This window comes from Bradyrhizobium sp. S3.2.6, assembly GCF_040546885.1.
GTDB lineage: Bacteria > Pseudomonadota > Alphaproteobacteria > Rhizobiales > Xanthobacteraceae > Bradyrhizobium > Bradyrhizobium cytisi.
This window is the reverse complement of sequence record NZ_JBEPOS010000006.1, coordinates 43,183-59,513: the sequence shown is the minus strand read 5'-3', so window position 1 is coordinate 59,513 and position 16,331 is coordinate 43,183. Positions and strand designations below refer to the sequence as shown.

The window sequence follows — 16,331 nt, the reverse complement described above, 5'->3', positions numbered from 1 at the left end:
CCATGCTGCTGTTGCTTGGAGGCTTTCTCGTCCTGATGCTGCTCGGCGTTCCCGTGGCGATTGCCATGGCCGCGTCGTCGCTGCTCTACATCCTGGTCAGCGGCGTGACGCCCGACGTCACGCTGGCGCAGCGCATGATCGCCGGCGTCGAGAGCTTTCCGCTGCTCGCCGTGCCCTTCTTCATCCTGGCCGGCAATCTCATGAACATCGCCGGCGTCACCGGGCGCATCTACAAATTCGCGGTCGCGCTGGTCGGCTGGATGCGCGGCGGCCTCGGCCACGTCAACATCATCGGCTCGGTGATCTTCTCCGGCATGTCCGGCACCGCGATCGCGGATGCCGCTGGCCTCGGCACCATCGAGATCAAGGCGATGAAGGACCATGGCTACACCACCGAGTTCTCGGTCGGCGTCACTGCGGCCTCGGCCACGCTCGGCCCGATCATTCCGCCGTCGCTGCCTTTCGTGATCTACGGCATGATGGCCAACGTCTCGATCGGCGCGCTGTTTCTGGGCGGCGTCATTCCGGGCGTCGTCCTGACGCTGCTGATGATGGCCACCGTCACCTACTTCGCGCACAGGAACAAATGGGGCAGCGACACGCCGTTCTCCTGGCCGCAGCTCGGCTCGGCCGGCCTCGAGATCGCCATCGTGCTCGCGTTCCCGCTCGCGATCTGGCTGATGACGCTCGCCGGCATGTCGATCAACCTGGCCGTCGTGATCGGGCTCGGTGTGCTGCTCGCGATCGACTGGTATTTCGACTTCTCCGCGGTGATGGCGCTGATGGCGCCCGTCATCCTGATCGGCGGCATGACCCTCGGCTGGTTCACGCCGACTGAAGCCGCTGTTGCGGCGGTAATCTGGTCGCTGTTCCTTGGCCTCGTGCGCTACCGCACCATGACCTTGAAGACTGTGGCGAAGGCGACCTTCGACACCATCGAGACCACGGCCTCGGTGCTGTTCATCGTCACTGCCGCCTCGATCTTCGCCTGGCTGCTGACGGTGTCGCAGGCTGCCCAATTGCTCTCGGACTGGATGCTCAGCGTCACCCACAACAAATGGGTGTTCCTGGCGCTCGCCAACGTGTTGATCCTGTTCGTCGGCTGCTTCATCGACACCACGGCGGCGATCACCATTCTGGTGCCGATCCTGCTGCCGATCGTGCTCAAGCTCGGCATCGATCCGATCCATTTCGGCCTGATCATGACGCTGAACCTGATGATCGGCCTGTTGCATCCGCCGCTCGGCATGGTGCTGTTCGTGCTTGCCCGCGTGGCGAAGCTCTCGGTCGAGCGCACCACGGTCGCGATCCTGCCCTGGCTGGTGCCGCTGATGCTTGCGCTGATCGCGATCACCTACATTCCCGAACTAACCCTCTGGCTGCCGAAATACATGGGACTCTCCAAATGACATCGACATCTCTCGCCGCAACCCTGTTCGGCCCCGAAGACCTGCGCATGATCGAGCATCCGCTCGACAAGCTGGCCGACGGGATGGTGCGCATCCGTTTCGGGGCCGGCGGCATCTGCGGCTCGGACATGCATTACTTCCGCCACGCCCGGACCGGCGATTTCGTGGTGAAATCGCCGCTGGTGCTCGGTCACGAGATATCGGGCCAGGTTGTCGAGATCGCGGGCTCCGCAGCCAACCTGAGGGTCGGCGACCGCGTCGCCGTCAACCCGTCGCGCTGGTGCGGCCATTGCAGCGCCTGCCGTGAGGGTCGCCAAAACCTCTGCGAAAATATCTACTTCATGGGCTCTGCGTCGAAGACACCGCACATGCAGGGCGGCTTTGCCAATTATTTCGATGCGATCCCGGCGCAGTGCGTCAAGATCCCGGATCATGTGTCCTATCAGGCCGCGGCGCTGGCGGAGCCGCTCGCGGTCTGCCTGCACGCGGTCGCGCGCGCCGGCAACATCCAGGGCAAGCGTGGCATTATTTTTGGCGCCGGCCCGATCGGGCTTCTGACCATGCTGGCCGCACACCGCGCCGGCATGGCTGACATCATCGTGGCCGACATCGCGCCGGCCCCGCTCGCCTTCGCGACCCGGCTCGGCGCATCGCATGTCGAGAACGTCGCAAATGGTGACGAGGGCCTCAAGGCGCAGGCCGCCTCGCGTCCCTACGATGTTGCATTCGAGGTCTCGGGCACGGCCGCCGGCCTTGCCAGCGCCATCGGCACCGTCAGGCGTGGTGGCGTCGTGGTGCAGATCGGCAATCTGCCGGGCGGCCAGATTCCGACACCGTCGAATGCCGTGATGGCAAAAGAGATTGACCTGCGCGGCTCGTTCCGCTTCGGGCTTGAATTCATGACGGCGGTGGAATTGATTGGTGCAGGCAGCGTCGACGTGCTGTCGCTGGTCACCGCCGAGCGGCCGCTCTCGACCGCGCCCGACGCGTTGCGATTGGCGCTCGACCGCTCGCAGAGCGTCAAGGTCGTGCTGACCGCCAATTGATCGGAGAGAACGCATGATGCTCGAGGGATGGCGCTGGTACGGGCCCGATGATCCCGTGTCCTTGGACGATGTCAGGCAGGCCGGGGCGAGCGATATCGTCTCGGCGCTGCATCAGGTGCCGATTGGCGAGGCCTGGACACGCAAGGCGGTCGAGGAGCGCAAGAATTTCATCGAGAACGGCCAGCCGGGCCGCTCGCGATTGACCTGGTCGGTGGTGGAATCGATTCCGATCCCCGACGACGTCAAGCGCCTCGGGGCCAAGGCGACGAAGTCGATCGAAGCCTGGATCGCGAGCCTGGAGGCGGTGGCGGCGTCCGGCATCAAGATCATCTGCTACAATTTCATGCCCGTCGTCGACTGGTGCCGGACCGATCTGGAATGGGAGCTGCCAAACGGCGCCCGCGCCATGCGCTTCGACCAGGACCGCTTTGCGGCGTTCGAGCTGCATATCCTCAAGCGCCCTGCGGCCGTGCAGGAATATTCGACGGCGCAGCAGGCGCGCGCGAAAGCGCTGTTCGACAAGATGAGCCAAGCCGACATCGACTATCTCATCATGGCGATCGCCAGCGCGCTGCCGGGCTCGACCACCGAGCCGATGACGATCCCGCAATTCCGCGACCGGTTAGAGACCTATCGTGACATCACGCCGAAGATCCTGCGGCAGCATCTCGCCGAATTCCTCGCGCGTGTCGCGCCGGTCGCCGAGCAGCTCGGCGTGTCGCTGACGCTGCACCCGGATGATCCGCCGCGCCCGCTGTTCGGCCTGCCGCGCGTTGCGTCCACGGCAGAGGATTATCAAGCGCTGTTCGACGCCGTGCCGTCCAAGGCCAACGGCATCTGCCTGTGCACCGGCTCGCTCGGCGTGCGCGCCGAGAACAATCTGCCTGCGATGGCCGAACGTTTCGGCCCGCGTATCGCCTTTGCCCATCTGCGCGCGACCAAGCGCGAGGCCGATGGTCTGACGTTCCACGAGTCCGATCATCTCGACGGCGACGTCGACATGGTCGCGGTGCTCAAGGCGCTGTTGAAGGAGAACGCGCGGCGGTCACCGGACAGGCAAATCGTATTCCGCCCTGACCACGGCCACCGCATGCTCGATGATCTCGCCGCGACCAAGCGCACAAATCCCGGCTATACTGCCATCGGCCGCCTCCGCGGCCTCGCCGAGCTCCGCGGCGCGATCCGCGCGATCGAGCATCGTTGAAGAACCGACATTGCGAGCGCAGCCAAGCAATCCAGAATCCCTCCGTGGAAAGACTCTGGATTGCTTCGCTGCGCCCGCAATGACGTGGAGCGAGAGAGGCGCCGAAGCTTCCACAACGTGGATGGCCCGGGCCTTGTCCCAGCCATCCACGTTTTGCCCCGCGGCACAAAGAACGTGGATGCCCGGGACAGGTCCGGGCATGACGACCTCCCGTGAATGTTCGCTGGCCACTCAGTAGCAGGCGGCCATCGCGCCGAGCGTCGGATACAGCTTGTCGATCGCGGCGATCTCGCTTTGCATCTGGGCGAGGATCCAGTCGCGGATCTCCACAGCGATGGGGCGCATTGGCCGGTTGCGCGGCGGCAGGAATTCGCAGATGCGGCGCGTGGTGGTGAGCCGGTCGGAAGCCGGTACCAGCGCGCCGGTCAGCAACCAGTGCGAGGCGACCGTCAGCCAGCCGAGCGCGATGCCCTGGCCAAGCAGGGCCGCCTGCATCACGACGGCATAATCGGTGAAGCTCAGCCCCTTGGCGGCGCCACGCCGGCCGGTGAGCAGCGACGAATAATCCGCGGCCCAGTCGCCCGGCGTCTCGGCGAGGCGGATGATGGTGTTGCCCTCAGTGGGATCGGTCTCGCCGAGATAGCCGGGGCTGCACATCGGCAGCATCACTTCCTTCATTACCAGCGTGCCGCCGGACGACGGCTCCTCGCGATCGCGAAAACGCATGCCGAGGTCGACATTCTCGACCGGCCCGCGCAGCGCGCCGGAGATCAGCTGGAAGCGCAGATCGGCCTGGGGAAACTGCCGCTGCAGCTTGTCGATGCGCGGCATCAGCCAATGCGTGGTGAAGGCGGAGGAGACCGACAGCGTCACCGTCTCGGTGCCCTTGCGGCGCCGCTCGATCTCGGTGAGGCCGGTCTCGATGCTGCGAAAGCCCTCGAGCACGCGGCGATACAACAGCTCGCCTTCCTCGGTGAGCACCGCGCGCCCCGCCTTGCGGTCGAACAAGCGGACGCCGAGATGCTCCTCGAGCTGGCCGAGCATGCGGCTCACCGCGGGCTGCGTGACGTTCAATTCGGCGGCGGCCGCCGTGAAGCTGCCGTTGCGCGCTGCTGCGTCGAAGACGAACAGGGCGTTACTGGAGGGCAGCATCCGGCGCAGTTCGGGCATAACGTCATGTTATGAGCGCGGTGAGAATTTGGCAATTGCCGAGTTTTGCCAAGTCTGGTGTCATTGGCACCGCAGCCTAAAGACAGGGTGTTCGGAACAAGCTTTGGTGCGGCGCACGCTGCATCCGCGAATGCTCCAAAACGCTGTCTATAATGCAGGCTTATGGCGCGCAGTGAGGCACGCCATCGCAGGGAACGAGGCGAGGTCGATCGTTGAACAAACGAGCGGAAAGCGTCGAGATCAGGTCCGCCAGCAAGGCGTACGGTGCCGTTCGCGCCCTCGACGACGTTTCCCTCAATGTCGGCGCCGGCGAGTTCGTCTCGCTGCTCGGTCCCTCCGGCTCCGGCAAGACCACGCTGCTCGGAATTCTGGGCGGCTTCATCCTGCCGACATCAGGCACAGTTCTCTTCGGCGGCCGCGACGTCACCTGGATGCCGCCGCACAAGCGCGACATCGGCGTCGTGTTCCAGAACTACGCGCTGTTCCCGCATATGAGCGTCGGCGAGAACGTCGCCTTTCCGCTGCGCGCGCGGCGCCTGCCGAAAGCGAGCTGGCCCGACAAGGTACGCGCGGCGCTATCGATGGTGGGCCTTGCCGGCTACGACGAGCGCGGCATTGCGCAGCTTTCCGGCGGCCAGCGCCAGCGCGTCGCGCTCGCACGCGCCATGATCTTCGAGCCGCGTCTGATCCTGATGGACGAGCCGCTCTCCGCGCTCGACAAGCAGCTCCGCGAATCCATGCAGATCGAGCTGCGCGCGCTGCACCGGCGTATCGGCGCGACCATCATCTATGTCACCCACGACCAGCGCGAGGCGCTGACCATGAGCGACCGCGTCGCCGTGATGAAGGACGGCCGCTTGATCCAGATCGACGAACCTGCGCGGCTGCATGATCATCCCGCCGATTCCTTTGTTGCCAGCTTTATCGGCGAGGCGACCATGCTGCCGGTCCGCCGTGTCGATGGCTCCAGCGTCGCGCTCGGCAATGCGCTGCTGCGCAGCGCCCGCGCCATTCCCGACGGCGACGCCCTGATGCTCGCCGTGCACAGCGAAAAGCTCCTGATCGACGACGGCGCGCAGGACGCCGCCTGCAACCGCCTGACCGGGACGGTCACCGACATCGTCTACCAGGGCGAGAGCCTGCGCATTTTTCTTTCGCTCACCGGCGGCATCGCGCTCAGCCTGCGCCAGCCGAGCTACCACCAGGCCTACGGCCGCATCCCACCGCTCGGCGGCAGCCTCACCGTCACCCTTCACCCCGAGGACACCATCGTCGTGCCCAGAGCGGACTGAACTTCAGCCTTGTCCAACCGAGAGAAGAAACCGATATGTCGACCCAAGCCGCGTTCAGCAATTTCAAGGTCCTCACCTTCGACGTCGTCGGCACCTTGATCGATTTCGAAACCGGCGTGCTCGCCGCGGTGCGCAAGATCTCGGGCAAGACGCCGGCCGAGCTCAGCGACGACAAGATCTTCGAATCCTACAAGCGCGGCCGCGATCAGCACTACGAGCGCTCCAGCGAGGTCATGTTCCACGTCTATCGCCATCTCGCCAAGGAGCTCGGGCTGTCGTCTGACGACGCGTCCTGCGACATGTTCCAGCTTTCGGTGCTGCGCTGGGGGCCCTTCCCGGACTCGGTCGAGGCTCTGAAGCGCCTGCGCACGAAATTCCGGCTGGTCGCGATGACCAATGCCGACCGCGTCGCGCTGTCCTGTTACGCGCACTCGCTCGGCAATCCCTTCGACGACACCGTCTGCGCCGACGAGACCGGCGTTGCAAAACCCAATCCGGAATTCTTCGCCTACAACAAGGGGCGTCAGTCCGCGTTCGGCTACAAGCAGTCCGATATCCTGCATGTCGCGCAGAGTCAGTACCACGACATCGGGATCGCGCGGAAACTCGGCTACAAGGTGTGTTGGATCGAGCGCCGCCAGGGCATCGCCGGGTTTGGCGGCACGCCGGCCGTGGAGACGCTGACCAAGCCGGACTTTCATTTCCCGACGCTGAAGGCGCTCGCGGATGCCGCGGTCGGGCCGGCGGCATGACACCGGACTGGAACGCGCTGCCATCGGCCAATTCGCTGTGGGAAGCCACGGCGGAGCCGGCGCGCGCGTTTCCGGTCCTCTCGGGGGAGCAACAGGCGGATGTGGTGATCATCGGTGCCGGCTATACCGGCATCTCCGCCGCGCACCACATTGCCAAGAGCGGTCTCGCGCCGGTCGTGCTGGAAGCCAATCGTCCCGGTTGGGGCGCGAGCGGGCGCAATGGCGGCGTGATCACCGCAAAGTTTCGGCTCTCGTTTCGTGAGATCGACGCCAGCCATGGCCGCGCCATGGCAAAGCGCATGTATGAGATCGCGCATGAATCCACTGACATCGTCGAGGAGCTGGTCTCCGAGTTCGGTATCACCAGCGCAAACCTGACCCGCACCGGTCAGGTCAAGGCCGCGCATAACGAGACCACGCTGAGGGCCGCGATAGACGAAGCCAACTGGATGACGCGCGAGATGGGCTCGGCCGAGGTTCGGATCCTCGACAAGCGGCAAGTGCGCGACGAGACCGGCTCCGACATCTTTGTCGGCGGCGTGCTCAATCCCGGCTCGGGCGGCATTCATCCGCTGAACTATCTGCGCGGCCTCGCCGATGGCGTGGCGCGCCAAGGCGTTCCGATCTTCCAGCAATCGCCGGTGATCAAACTCCGGCGCGAGAACGGCGGCATCGTCGCCGAGACGCCGCAGGGCGCGGTGCGCGCCAGGCAGGCGATCATCGCCACCAACAGCTATTCCGACGTGACCGGCGCGACCGCGCGCATGCAGCGCACGCTGATCCCGTTCCGCAGCGCGATCATCGCGACCGAACAACTGCCGCGCAATCTCGCCGGGCGGCTGATGCCGACGGGGCGCACCTACACCGAGACCAAGCGCATGATGCGCTGGTTCCGCATGGTCGACAACCGCGTGATCTTCGGCGGTCGCGGCGCCTTCGGCAAGCAGGACTCGCAAGCCGCCTTCGACGCGTTGCGCAAGGCGATGATCGGCATCTTCCCCGATCTGGCCGATGTCCCGCTTGCCTACAAATGGTCGGGCCTGGTCGGCATGACCTTGGACTCGGTGCCGCATATCGGCCGGATCGACGACCGCACGCTGGTCTCGATGGGCTACAACGGTGCGGGCGTCGCGATGTCGAGCCTGATGGGCCGCTATCTCGCCGCCTTCGTGCGCGGCGAGACGCCCGATGTCGGGCTGCTCGACGTCAGCCGCATGAAGGCCATTCCGTTCTATCCGCTGCGCGAGCCCGCCGTGCGCATGGTCGCCGGCTGGTACCAGTTTCTCGATGCGATCGGTCGGTGAGATCTTTTTTGACGATGGAGGAGGCGAGAATGAAGACGAAACGGAATTTGGGATTGGGCTGCGCGCTGCTGGGCGCGATGGGATTGGCTACCGCTGCGAGCGCCGCCGAGCAGATCACCTTCGTCTCGCAGGGCGGCGCCTATCAGCAGGCGCAGACGGTGGCGATCCTCGATCCCTCCGCCAAGAAGCTCGGCATCACCATCAACCAGGATTCCATCCCCGACGCCTGGCCCGCGATCAAGACCCAGGTCGGCAGCGGCAAGCCGATCTGGGACGTGGTGGACACGCCGACCGGCTATTGCCTGCGCGGCGGCGAGCAGGGGCTGATCGAGAAGCTCGACTTCTCGAAGATCCCGAACGCTGCGGCGATGCCGGAGGCCTATCGCAGCCCATACTCGGTGTCTTACGAGTTCTATTCCAGCGTGCTGGCCTTTAGCCAGAAGACGTTCCCGAAGGATGCGCCGAACAGCTGGGCCGATTTCTGGGACGTCAAGAAATTCCCCGGCCGGCGCGCGCTGCGCAACCATCCGATCGCCACGCTGGAAGCGGCGCTGATGGCCGACGGTGTCGCGCCTGACAAGCTTTATCCGCTCGACGTCGATCGCGCCTTCAAGAAGCTCGAGGAGATCAAGCCGAACATTACGGTGTGGTGGACGTCAGGCGCGCAGTCGGCGCAGCTCCTCAATGACGGCGAGGTCGACATGGAGATGGCCTGGAACGGCCGCGTCAGCGCGGTCGCGAAGGAGGGCGCCAAGGTCGCCTTCACCTACAACCAGGGCATCCTGCAGAGCACCTCGCTCTGCATCCTCAAGGGCGCGCCGAACCTCGACACCGCGGTGAAGTTCCTCAACGAGGCCGTCGATCCCGTGCACCAGGCCAATCTGCCGCTCAACATCGATTACGGCCCGGGCAATCCCAAGGCGTTCGAGACCAGCGTGATCAAGCCCGAGCGCGCCGCGCAATTGCCGAGCGAGCCGGCCAATGCGGCCAAGCAGGCGCTGATGTCCTACGCCTGGTGGTCCTCGCCGGCCGGCGAAGCCGCCGAGAAGCGCTGGGCGTCCTTCATGCAGAAGTGAGGCAGCCTTGGTGACATCCGTGCCAGATCCATCGCAAAAGCATCAGCGCCGTGAGCACGGCCTGATGCTGGCGCTGGTGTCGCCGGCGCTACTGGTGATTCTGTTGCTGATCGTGCTGCCGGTCGGCTGGCTCGCCTGGCAGTCGATCTACCATGACGGCTTCACGCTGGAGAATTATCGCCGCGTCTTCACCGAAGACATCTACTGGCGGAGCTTCGCGCTGACCTTCGAGATCAGCCTCGCGGTCACCATCATCGCGCTGCTGCTCGGCTATCCCGTGGCCTATCTCGCCAATTCCGTGCCGAAGGGATGGAGCATCCTGATCCTGTCGCTGGTGGTGCTGCCGTTCTGGACGTCCGTGCTGGTGCGCGCCTATGCCTGGCTTGCGCTGCTCCAGCGCACCGGCGTGATCAACCAGTTGTTGCGTTATCTCGACGTCATCTCCGAGTCGCTGGCGCTGGCGCACAATACGTTCGGCACGGTGGTCGCTACCGTGCACATCCTGCTGCCCTTCATGGTGCTGCCGCTCTACGCCACCATGCAAAAAATCCCCGGCGATCTGATGCAGGCCGGCGCCAGCCTCGGTGCGAGCCCGTCGCTGACGTTTGTCCGCGTGTTCCTGCCGCTGTCGCTGCCGGGCGTGCTCGCCGGCTGCACCATGGTGTTCGTGCTCTGCCTCGGCTTCTACATCACGCCGGAATTGCTCGGCGGCGGCCGCACGGTGATGGTGTCGATGCTGGTGAGCCGCAATGTCGAGCTCTATAACCAGTTCGGTGCGGCCAGCGCGGTCGCCGTGGTGCTGCTGCTCAGCGTGCTCTTGATCTTCTTCGTCGTCAGCCGCTTCATCTCGCTCGATCGCGTGCTGGGGCAGAAATGACGCGCATCTCGCCCGCACGGATCGCCCTCTACGTGATCAGCACGCTGGTGCTGGTCTATCTGATCCTGCCGGTGCTGATCATCGCTCCGATCTCATTCTCCAGCGCGCGCTTCCTGACCTTCCCGCCGCCGTCGTTCTCGCTGCGCTGGTATCAGCAATATTTCGCCAATCCGGCCTGGATGCAGGCGACGCGGGTGACGCTGACGGTTGCGCTGCTCACGGTGGTGATCGCAACGCCGTGTGGCGTCGCCGCCGCCTATGCCATCAGCCAGTCGAAGCTGCGCATCATGCGCGTCATCCACATGACGCTGCTGCTGCCGCTGGTGGTGCCGATCATCATCACCGCGGTCGGCATCTTCTTCGTCTATGCCAAGGTCGGCCTGGTGGCGACCTTGCCGGGCCTCGTGCTGGCGAATGTGATGCTCGGCCTGCCTTACGTCGTTATCTCGGTGCTCGCAGGCTTGCAAAGCTTCGACCCCGCGCAGGAGATGGTGGCCCGCAGCCTCGGCATGAACCGCCTGCGCAGCTTCTTTGCGGTGACGCTGCCGCAGATCAAGTCCAGCGTGGTCGCCGGCGGCATCTTCGCTTTCATCTCGGCGATGGACGAGACTATCGTCGCGCTGTTCATCTCCGGCGGCCAGTATCAGCCGCTGACCAAGCGCATGTTCACCGCGCTCCGCGATGAGATCGATCCGACCATCGCAGCGATCTCGACGCTGATGACGGCGGCGTCGTTCATGCTGTTGCTATTGGCGAGCACGCGGCAGAAGCGGAGCGGGTGAGGGCGGTCGCTAAGCCCCTGCCGCCAGCCAGGCCAGGATCATCTCCACGATCTGGGTCCTGCTCTTCGCCAGCACCCTGGGCTCGCTGAGGTCGCGGTCGAACAGCGCGCCAAAGGTGTGGCGGTTGGCGACGCGGAAGAAGCAGTAGGAGGAGATGGCCAGATGCAAATCGATGGCGTCGACGTCGTCGCGGAACGCGCCCTCGGTACGGCCGCGCTTGAGGATGCCGTCCAGCGTTGCGATCACGCTGGCGTTGAGCTGGCGCAGCTGCTGATTCTGCTTCAGGTGCTTGCCGTGGTGGATGTTCTCGATTGAGACGAGGCGGATGAAGTTCGGATTGCGCTCGTCGTGGTCGAAGGTGGCCTCGATCAGCCGGCGCAGGCCCTCGCGCGCGTCGCAGCTGGCGATGTCGAGCTGGTCCTCCAGCGCGCGGATGCTGCGATAGGCTTCCTCGAGCACAGCGAGATAGAGCTGCTCCTTGCCGCCGAAATAATAATAGATCATCCGCTTCGAGGTGCGGGTCCGCGCCGCGATGGCGTCGACGCGGGCGCCGGAATAGCCCTCGGAGGCGAATTCGGCCATCGCCACTTCGAGGATGTCGCGCTTGGTGCGCTCGGGGTCGTTGGTGCGCTTCGATGGGGGTGGCATGCGCTCGAGCATCACTGTTTCTCCCGACCGTTTCTATGGATCACCTTGAAGGTGAAGGCAAATTTCGCCCAATCCGACGTCTTTCGTGGCGGACTTGCACAAACGTACTAGTTCGTACATTATGGATGGAAACCAAGATTGCGGCAACCAAAAGCAAAAACTCGCGCACCGCCGGGACGGGCATGACGCGAGCCGCGACCGCCATCGCACACGGGGAGGAATTTTGATGAGCTCGACCTCAATCGCATCGCTGCACGCGCCATCCAGCGCGGCAACCACGCAAAACAAGCTGCCGAAGCGCGCCGCACTCGTCAGCTTCGTCGGCAGCATGCTCGAATACTACGACTTCTTCATCTACGGCACCGCGGCGGCGCTGATCTTTCCAAAAGTGTTCTTCGCCAATGTCGATCCCGCGACCGGGACGCTGCTCGCGCTGCTGTCGTTCGGCATCGGTTATATCGCGCGTCCCGTCGGCGCCGTCATCCTCGGCCATTTCGGCGACCGCATCGGCCGCAAGACGGTGCTGCTGTTCACGCTGGTGGTGATGGGTTGCTCAACGTTGGCGATCGGCCTGTTGCCGGATGCCAAGACGATCGGCAACGCCGCGCCCATCATCCTGACGCTGCTGCGCCTGCTGCAGGGCCTGTCGGCGGCCGGCGAGCAGAGCGGGGCGAACTCGCTGACGCTGGAGCATTCCGCCAATTCCAACCGCGCCTTCTTCACGAGCTGGACCCTGAGCGGCACCCAGGCCGGCGCGATCCTGGCGACGCTGGTGTTCATTCCCATAGCCAGCATGCCGGAAGAGCAGCTGCTGAGCTGGGGCTGGCGCATTCCGTTCCTGCTCTCCGCGCTGGTGCTGCTTGTCGCCTACCTGGTGCGGCGGACCATGCCGGAAACGCCCGTGTTCGAGGACATCAAGGACAAGGCGCAAGTGGCGCGCTTTCCCGTGGTCGCGCTGCTGCGTGACTACTGGCCGGACGTGCTGCGCGTCATCGCCTGCGCGCTGATCGCGACGGTCAGCACCATGACCGCGGTGTTTGCGCTCGGCTATGCCACCAGCAAGTTCGGCGTCGCGCGTCCGACCATGCTGTGGGCCGGCGTGCTTGGCAACGTCGTGGCGCTGTTCGCCCAGCCGCTCTGGGCCTTGCTCGCCGACAAGATCGGCCGCAAGCCGGTGTTCATCGGCGGCGTGCTTGGCTGCGCCGTGCTGCTATTCCCCTATTTCATGCTGGTGACGTCGGGCAGCACGCCCGCGATCTTCGCCGCCGCGATTGGCCTGTACATCATCTACTCCGCGCCCAACGCGATCTGGCCGTCGTTCTATGCGGAGATGTTCGAGGCGCGCGTGCGCTATTCGGGCACCGCGATCGGCACCCAGCTCGGCTTCCTTGCCGCCGGCTTCACGCCGCTGGTGAGCGCGAGCCTCGTCGGCGAAGGACCGAACGGCTGGATTCCGGTTGCGATCTTCGTCGCCGGTTGCTGCGTCGCCTCGGCCGCATCGACCGCGCGCGAAACCCATAAGGTCGACATCGCCGATCTCGGCAAGCGGCGCGCGTAAGCGAAAACAGGGACACGATCGTATGCTGACCAACACAGTTCCGACCACGCTCGGCCCGATCATCGGGGCCGAGCAGGGCGCCGTCCGCGCCTTCAAGGGCGTGCCGTTCGCGACTGCACGGCGCTTCGCCAAAGCGAGGCCACCGCTTGCGTGGATGGAGCCGCGAAAATGCACGGATTACGGCCCTTACGCGCCGCAGCCCGGGCATCTCGATCAGGCGGAGGTGTCCTGTCTCAGCCTGAATATCTGGACGCCGACAGGGATCGATCGCCCGCTGCCGGTGCTGTTCTTCATCCATGGCGGCGCCTTCGTCACCGGCGGCGGCGCCGACTATGACGGCGCATTCCTCGCTGCGCACGGTCCGGCCGTCATCGTCACCATCAACTATCGGCTCGGCGCGCTTGGCTTCCTGCAGCTGCATGGCCACGGATTGGGCGAAGCCAACAATCTCGCGATCTCGGATTCGCTCGCCGCGCTCGACTGGGTCCATGCCAATATCGCCAATTTCGGCGGCGATCCGAACCGGCTGACGCTGTCGGGCCAGTCGGCCGGCGCATCGATGGTAGTTGCGCTTGCAACGCTGCCGCAGGCAAAGGGCAAGTTTGCCCGCGCGCTCGCGCTGAGTGCGCCGGGGCGCAACATCATGAACGCCGACCATGCCGATCAGGTCGCACGCCGCGTCATCGAAGAGCTCGAGCTTGCGAGCGATCCTGCCGCGATTGCCTCCGTGCCGCTGCCAAAACTCTTCGCCGCGGTGGAACGCGTCGGCCGCAGGATCGCCGACGAAACCACCTCAGGCACCGTGTTCGGCCCGGTGCTCGACGGCACCGTGATCCCGCGCGAGCCGCGTGAGGTCTTCGCCGAGGGAGGCTTGCGCGACATTCCGCTCTGGCTCGGCTCCTGCCGCGACGAGATGGTGATGTTTTTGAAAAGCACGGCGCCGGCCGCGATGATCCGCAGCACCGAGCGCAATGTCCGCGTTGCCTTCGGCGATGCCGGCTGGGAGCGCCTGCTGGCCTGTTATCGCGGCTCGGCGCGCCTCGACGAGGATCCGTACGAGGCGCTGCTGTCGGATGCGTTCTGGCATCGCCCGATGACTGATCTCGCGCGGCAGCACGCAGCCGCAGGCGGCGCGGTGTGGCTGAGCCGGTTCGATCATCGTCCGGCGCTGCAACCGTTCCTGTCGCAAGGGCCGACCCACGGGGCGGACAATGCCTGCCTCTGGGCGCATCTGCCCGCCTTCATCGATCGTCCGATCCTGCAGCGAAAGGGCGGCCCGATGACCCCGGCCGATATCGACGTCGCGGCGCGGTTTCAGATGAGCCTGCTGCGCTTCGTGACGTCAGGCGCGCCCGATGTTGTGGAAGCCTGGCCGCGGTTCGAGCCGGCCAGGGAGCCACTCGCAATCTTCGGCCAGCCGTTTCATATTGTGCCTCTCAACGAAAGCGCGCGCTCCCGCCTCTGGGCGGAGCTGAGCAATGGCACCAACGACAAAAACGACATGAGGGAGGCCGTATGAGCATCTTGAACAGGAATGCTACGTGGCCCGCGATGCGGATCGCTGTGCTCCTTGTGCTGCAGGCGGCTTCGTCCGCATCGGCGCAGATCGTCGCGACGCCTGTTCCCGGAGACCCCGTCAGCATCGATAGCGGCGCCGTCTCCGGCAAGGTCCTGCCGTCGAACGTGAGAGCCTATTTCGGCATTCCCTTTGCCGCGCCGCCGCTCGGTGATCTCCGTTGGCGCGCGCCGCAAAAGGTCGAAGCATGGAAGGGCGTTTATCACGCCGACCGGCTGGCGCCCGAATGCATCCAGGTGCTGCGGCGGCACAATCTCAATCATTATTTCGGCGAGGAGGCGACCAGCGAGAACTGCCTCTATCTGAACATCTGGGCGAGCGCCGATGCCAAGCCGGGCGCGAAGCTGCCGGTCGTGGTCTGGATCTATGGCGGCGGCTTCACGCTCGGCTCCAGCGGCATGGCGATGTATGACGGCGAGAACGTCGCGAAGAAAGGCACGATCTTCGTCAGCTTCAACTACCGCGTCGGCATTCTGGGCAATCTCGCCCATCCCGAGCTGACCGCGGAATCGCAAAATCACGCCTCCGGCAATTACGGCCTGATGGACCAGGTTGCGGCGCTGCAATGGGTCAAGCGCAACATCGCGCAATTCGGCGGCGATCCTGATAACGTCACCATCACCGGGCAGTCGGCCGGCGCGATGTCGGTGTCGGCGCTGGAGGCGAGCCCGCTCGCGAAGGGCCTGTTCAATCGCGGTTTCGCGATGAGCCTGAGCATGTTCGACAACCGCTTCAAATTTCCGGCGCTCCCCGCCGCCGAGAAGATCGGCCTCGAGGTGCAATCGGCGCTCGGTGCGTCCTCGCTCGCCGAGATGCGGCAGATCCAGGCCGACAAGATTCTTGCAATTCAGAAGGACTGCCAGCTCGGCTGCGCCGGCACGATCTCCGTCACGCCCGATATCGACGGCTACGTGCTGCCCGACACGGTCCCGAACATCTTTGCGGCGGGCAAGCAGAACGATGTCGCCACCGTCGCCGGCTTCACGCGCGATGAGAGTTCGAACGATCTGCGCACCGCCGGCACGTTGGAGGCCTATGTCGCCGCGGCACGAAAGCTCTATGGCGACCAGGCCGATCGTTTCCTTGCGCTCTATCCCGCGAAGACCGACGAGGAGGCGAAAGCCATGGGGTTGACCGCCGCGCGCGAGGGGCTGGTCGAGATCGGCACGCGCAACTGGGCCGAAGCCCAGGCGAAGACCGGAAAGGCGCCGTTCTACATGTACATGTTCTCGCGGGTGCATCCGTTCGCGGCGAACGTCGAATTCTTCGACAATCCGCAGAAGATCGGCGCCTATCACACCTCTGATGTGCCTTACTGGTTCGGAACGCAGGACGCCTTCAACAAATTCCGCACCACGCGCAACTGGACCGAGTTCGACCGCGCGCTGTCCGAACGCATGATGGACACGCTTGTCGCCTTCGCGCGAACCGGCAATCCCGCCACGCCGGCAACGACATGGCCGCAATGGAAGCAGGACGCGCAGAGCTATGTCGAGTTCGGCGACGAAACCAGTGTGCGCGAGGAGAACCGGGCGCGGCTCGATTTCCACACGCCCGCCAACGTCACGCCCTCGACGCCGCGGGTCTCGCGGGACTAGGTGCCGTACTCAAACTGTCAATCGGCGTTGAACTGGACC

General features: G+C 65.0%; 14 protein-coding genes. 12 read left to right on the top strand and 2 right to left on the bottom strand.

Features of this window, described 5'->3' with window-relative positions; genetic code table 11:
• Window positions 1-2 precede the first annotated feature (2 nt).
• From ABID58_RS14155 to uxuA, 3 genes are read left to right on the top strand one after another with little or no spacing between them, the layout of a single operon-like run.
• Window positions 3-1,409 (top strand): TRAP transporter large permease, encoded by a 1,407-nt coding sequence (locus ABID58_RS14155; protein WP_354033088.1) that lies wholly within the window; start codon window positions 3-5, stop codon window positions 1,407-1,409.
• Window positions 1,406-2,455: an L-idonate 5-dehydrogenase gene (locus ABID58_RS14150; RefSeq protein WP_354033087.1), complete on the top strand. Its 1,050-nt coding sequence runs from the start codon at window positions 1,406-1,408 to the stop codon at window positions 2,453-2,455. Before ABID58_RS14155 ends, ABID58_RS14150 begins: the two co-directional genes overlap by 4 nt.
• A 13-nt stretch (window positions 2,456-2,468) precedes the next feature.
• A complete protein-coding gene (uxuA, locus tag ABID58_RS14145) occupies window positions 2,469-3,659 on the top strand; it encodes a mannonate dehydratase (protein WP_354033086.1) in 1,191 nt (396 codons plus the stop codon).
• 231 nt (window positions 3,660-3,890) lie between these two features.
• On the opposite strand, the gene ABID58_RS14140 is transcribed toward uxuA, so the two are convergent.
• A complete protein-coding gene (locus ABID58_RS14140; protein ID WP_354033085.1) occupies window positions 3,891-4,829 on the bottom strand; it encodes a LysR family transcriptional regulator in 939 nt (312 codons plus the stop codon).
• Between the two features lie 212 nt (window positions 4,830-5,041).
• Here ABID58_RS14140 and ABID58_RS14135 point away from each other — a divergent pair, with 212 nt between their 5' ends.
• The 6 genes from ABID58_RS14135 (at window position 5,042) to ABID58_RS14110 (ending at window position 10,912) form a co-directional block, all read left to right on the top strand.
• Window positions 5,042-6,121: an ABC transporter ATP-binding protein gene (locus ABID58_RS14135; protein ID WP_354033084.1), complete on the top strand. Its 1,080-nt coding sequence runs from the start codon at window positions 5,042-5,044 to the stop codon at window positions 6,119-6,121.
• A 35-nt stretch (window positions 6,122-6,156) separates the two neighbouring features.
• The gene (locus tag ABID58_RS14130; protein WP_354033083.1) at window positions 6,157-6,873 is read left to right on the top strand and encodes an HAD family hydrolase; all 717 of its coding nucleotides are present in this window, start codon (window positions 6,157-6,159) and stop codon (window positions 6,871-6,873) included.
• On the top strand, window positions 6,870-8,177 hold the full coding sequence (locus ABID58_RS14125) for an NAD(P)/FAD-dependent oxidoreductase (protein ID WP_354033082.1): 1,308 nt from the start codon (window positions 6,870-6,872) through the stop codon (window positions 8,175-8,177). Before ABID58_RS14130 ends, ABID58_RS14125 begins: the two co-directional genes overlap by 4 nt.
• A gap of 29 nt (window positions 8,178-8,206) precedes the next feature.
• Window positions 8,207-9,253 carry an ABC transporter substrate-binding protein gene (locus ABID58_RS14120; RefSeq protein ID WP_354033081.1) on the top strand — a complete coding sequence of 349 codons (1,047 nt, stop codon included), beginning with the start codon at window positions 8,207-8,209 and terminating at the stop codon, window positions 9,251-9,253.
• 64 nt (window positions 9,254-9,317) lie between these two features.
• Entirely contained in the window at window positions 9,318-10,130 is an 813-nt protein-coding gene (locus ABID58_RS14115) for an ABC transporter permease (RefSeq protein WP_354033214.1), read from the top strand.
• Window positions 10,127-10,912: an ABC transporter permease gene (locus ABID58_RS14110; RefSeq protein ID WP_354033080.1), complete on the top strand. Its 786-nt coding sequence runs from the start codon at window positions 10,127-10,129 to the stop codon at window positions 10,910-10,912. The genes ABID58_RS14115 and ABID58_RS14110 overlap by 4 nt, the downstream gene beginning before the upstream one ends.
• A 9-nt stretch (window positions 10,913-10,921) precedes the next feature.
• Here the strand turns inward: ABID58_RS14110 and ABID58_RS14105 are convergent, their stop codons facing one another.
• Complete coding sequence (locus ABID58_RS14105; RefSeq protein WP_148749500.1) at window positions 10,922-11,572, bottom strand: TetR/AcrR family transcriptional regulator; 651 nt, start codon at window positions 11,570-11,572, stop codon at window positions 10,922-10,924.
• 214 nt (window positions 11,573-11,786) lie between these two features.
• On the opposite strand from ABID58_RS14105, the gene ABID58_RS14100 reads away from it, so the two are divergent.
• The 3 genes from ABID58_RS14100 to ABID58_RS14090 are packed head-to-tail and all read left to right on the top strand — an operon-like array spanning window position 11,787 to window position 16,292.
• A complete protein-coding gene (locus ABID58_RS14100; RefSeq protein ID WP_354033079.1) occupies window positions 11,787-13,118 on the top strand; it encodes an MFS transporter in 1,332 nt (443 codons plus the stop codon).
• A gap of 22 nt (window positions 13,119-13,140) precedes the next feature.
• The gene (locus tag ABID58_RS14095; RefSeq protein WP_354033078.1) at window positions 13,141-14,637 is read left to right on the top strand and encodes a carboxylesterase/lipase family protein; all 1,497 of its coding nucleotides are present in this window, start codon (window positions 13,141-13,143) and stop codon (window positions 14,635-14,637) included.
• Window positions 14,634-16,292, top strand: coding sequence for a carboxylesterase/lipase family protein (locus ABID58_RS14090; RefSeq protein WP_354033077.1), 1,659 nt, complete (start codon window positions 14,634-14,636; stop codon window positions 16,290-16,292). Before ABID58_RS14095 ends, ABID58_RS14090 begins: the two co-directional genes overlap by 4 nt.
• Window positions 16,293-16,331 lie beyond the last annotated feature (39 nt).

Excerpts from the sequence above, each read along its gene's own strand:
- ABID58_RS14155 (WP_354033088.1), top strand. The coding sequence starts at position 3 with ATGCTGCTGTTGCTTGGAGGCTTTCTCGTCCTGATGCTGCTCGGCGTT.
- ABID58_RS14150 (WP_354033087.1), top strand. The coding sequence starts at position 1,406 with ATGACATCGACATCTCTCGCCGCAACCCTGTTCGGCCCCGAAGACCTG.
- uxuA (WP_354033086.1), top strand. The coding sequence starts at position 2,469 with ATGATGCTCGAGGGATGGCGCTGGTACGGGCCCGATGATCCCGTGTCC.
- ABID58_RS14140 (WP_354033085.1), bottom strand. The coding sequence starts at position 4,829 with ATGCCCGAACTGCGCCGGATGCTGCCCTCCAGTAACGCCCTGTTCGTC.
- ABID58_RS14130 (WP_354033083.1), top strand. The coding sequence starts at position 6,157 with ATGTCGACCCAAGCCGCGTTCAGCAATTTCAAGGTCCTCACCTTCGAC.
- ABID58_RS14125 (WP_354033082.1), top strand. The coding sequence starts at position 6,870 with ATGACACCGGACTGGAACGCGCTGCCATCGGCCAATTCGCTGTGGGAA.
- ABID58_RS14120 (WP_354033081.1), top strand. The coding sequence starts at position 8,207 with ATGAAGACGAAACGGAATTTGGGATTGGGCTGCGCGCTGCTGGGCGCG.
- ABID58_RS14115 (WP_354033214.1), top strand. The coding sequence starts at position 9,318 with ATGCTGGCGCTGGTGTCGCCGGCGCTACTGGTGATTCTGTTGCTGATC.
- ABID58_RS14110 (WP_354033080.1), top strand. The coding sequence starts at position 10,127 with ATGACGCGCATCTCGCCCGCACGGATCGCCCTCTACGTGATCAGCACG.
- ABID58_RS14105 (WP_148749500.1), bottom strand. The coding sequence starts at position 11,572 with ATGCTCGAGCGCATGCCACCCCCATCGAAGCGCACCAACGACCCCGAG.
- ABID58_RS14100 (WP_354033079.1), top strand. The coding sequence starts at position 11,787 with ATGAGCTCGACCTCAATCGCATCGCTGCACGCGCCATCCAGCGCGGCA.
- ABID58_RS14095 (WP_354033078.1), top strand. The coding sequence starts at position 13,141 with ATGCTGACCAACACAGTTCCGACCACGCTCGGCCCGATCATCGGGGCC.
- ABID58_RS14090 (WP_354033077.1), top strand. The coding sequence starts at position 14,634 with ATGAGCATCTTGAACAGGAATGCTACGTGGCCCGCGATGCGGATCGCT.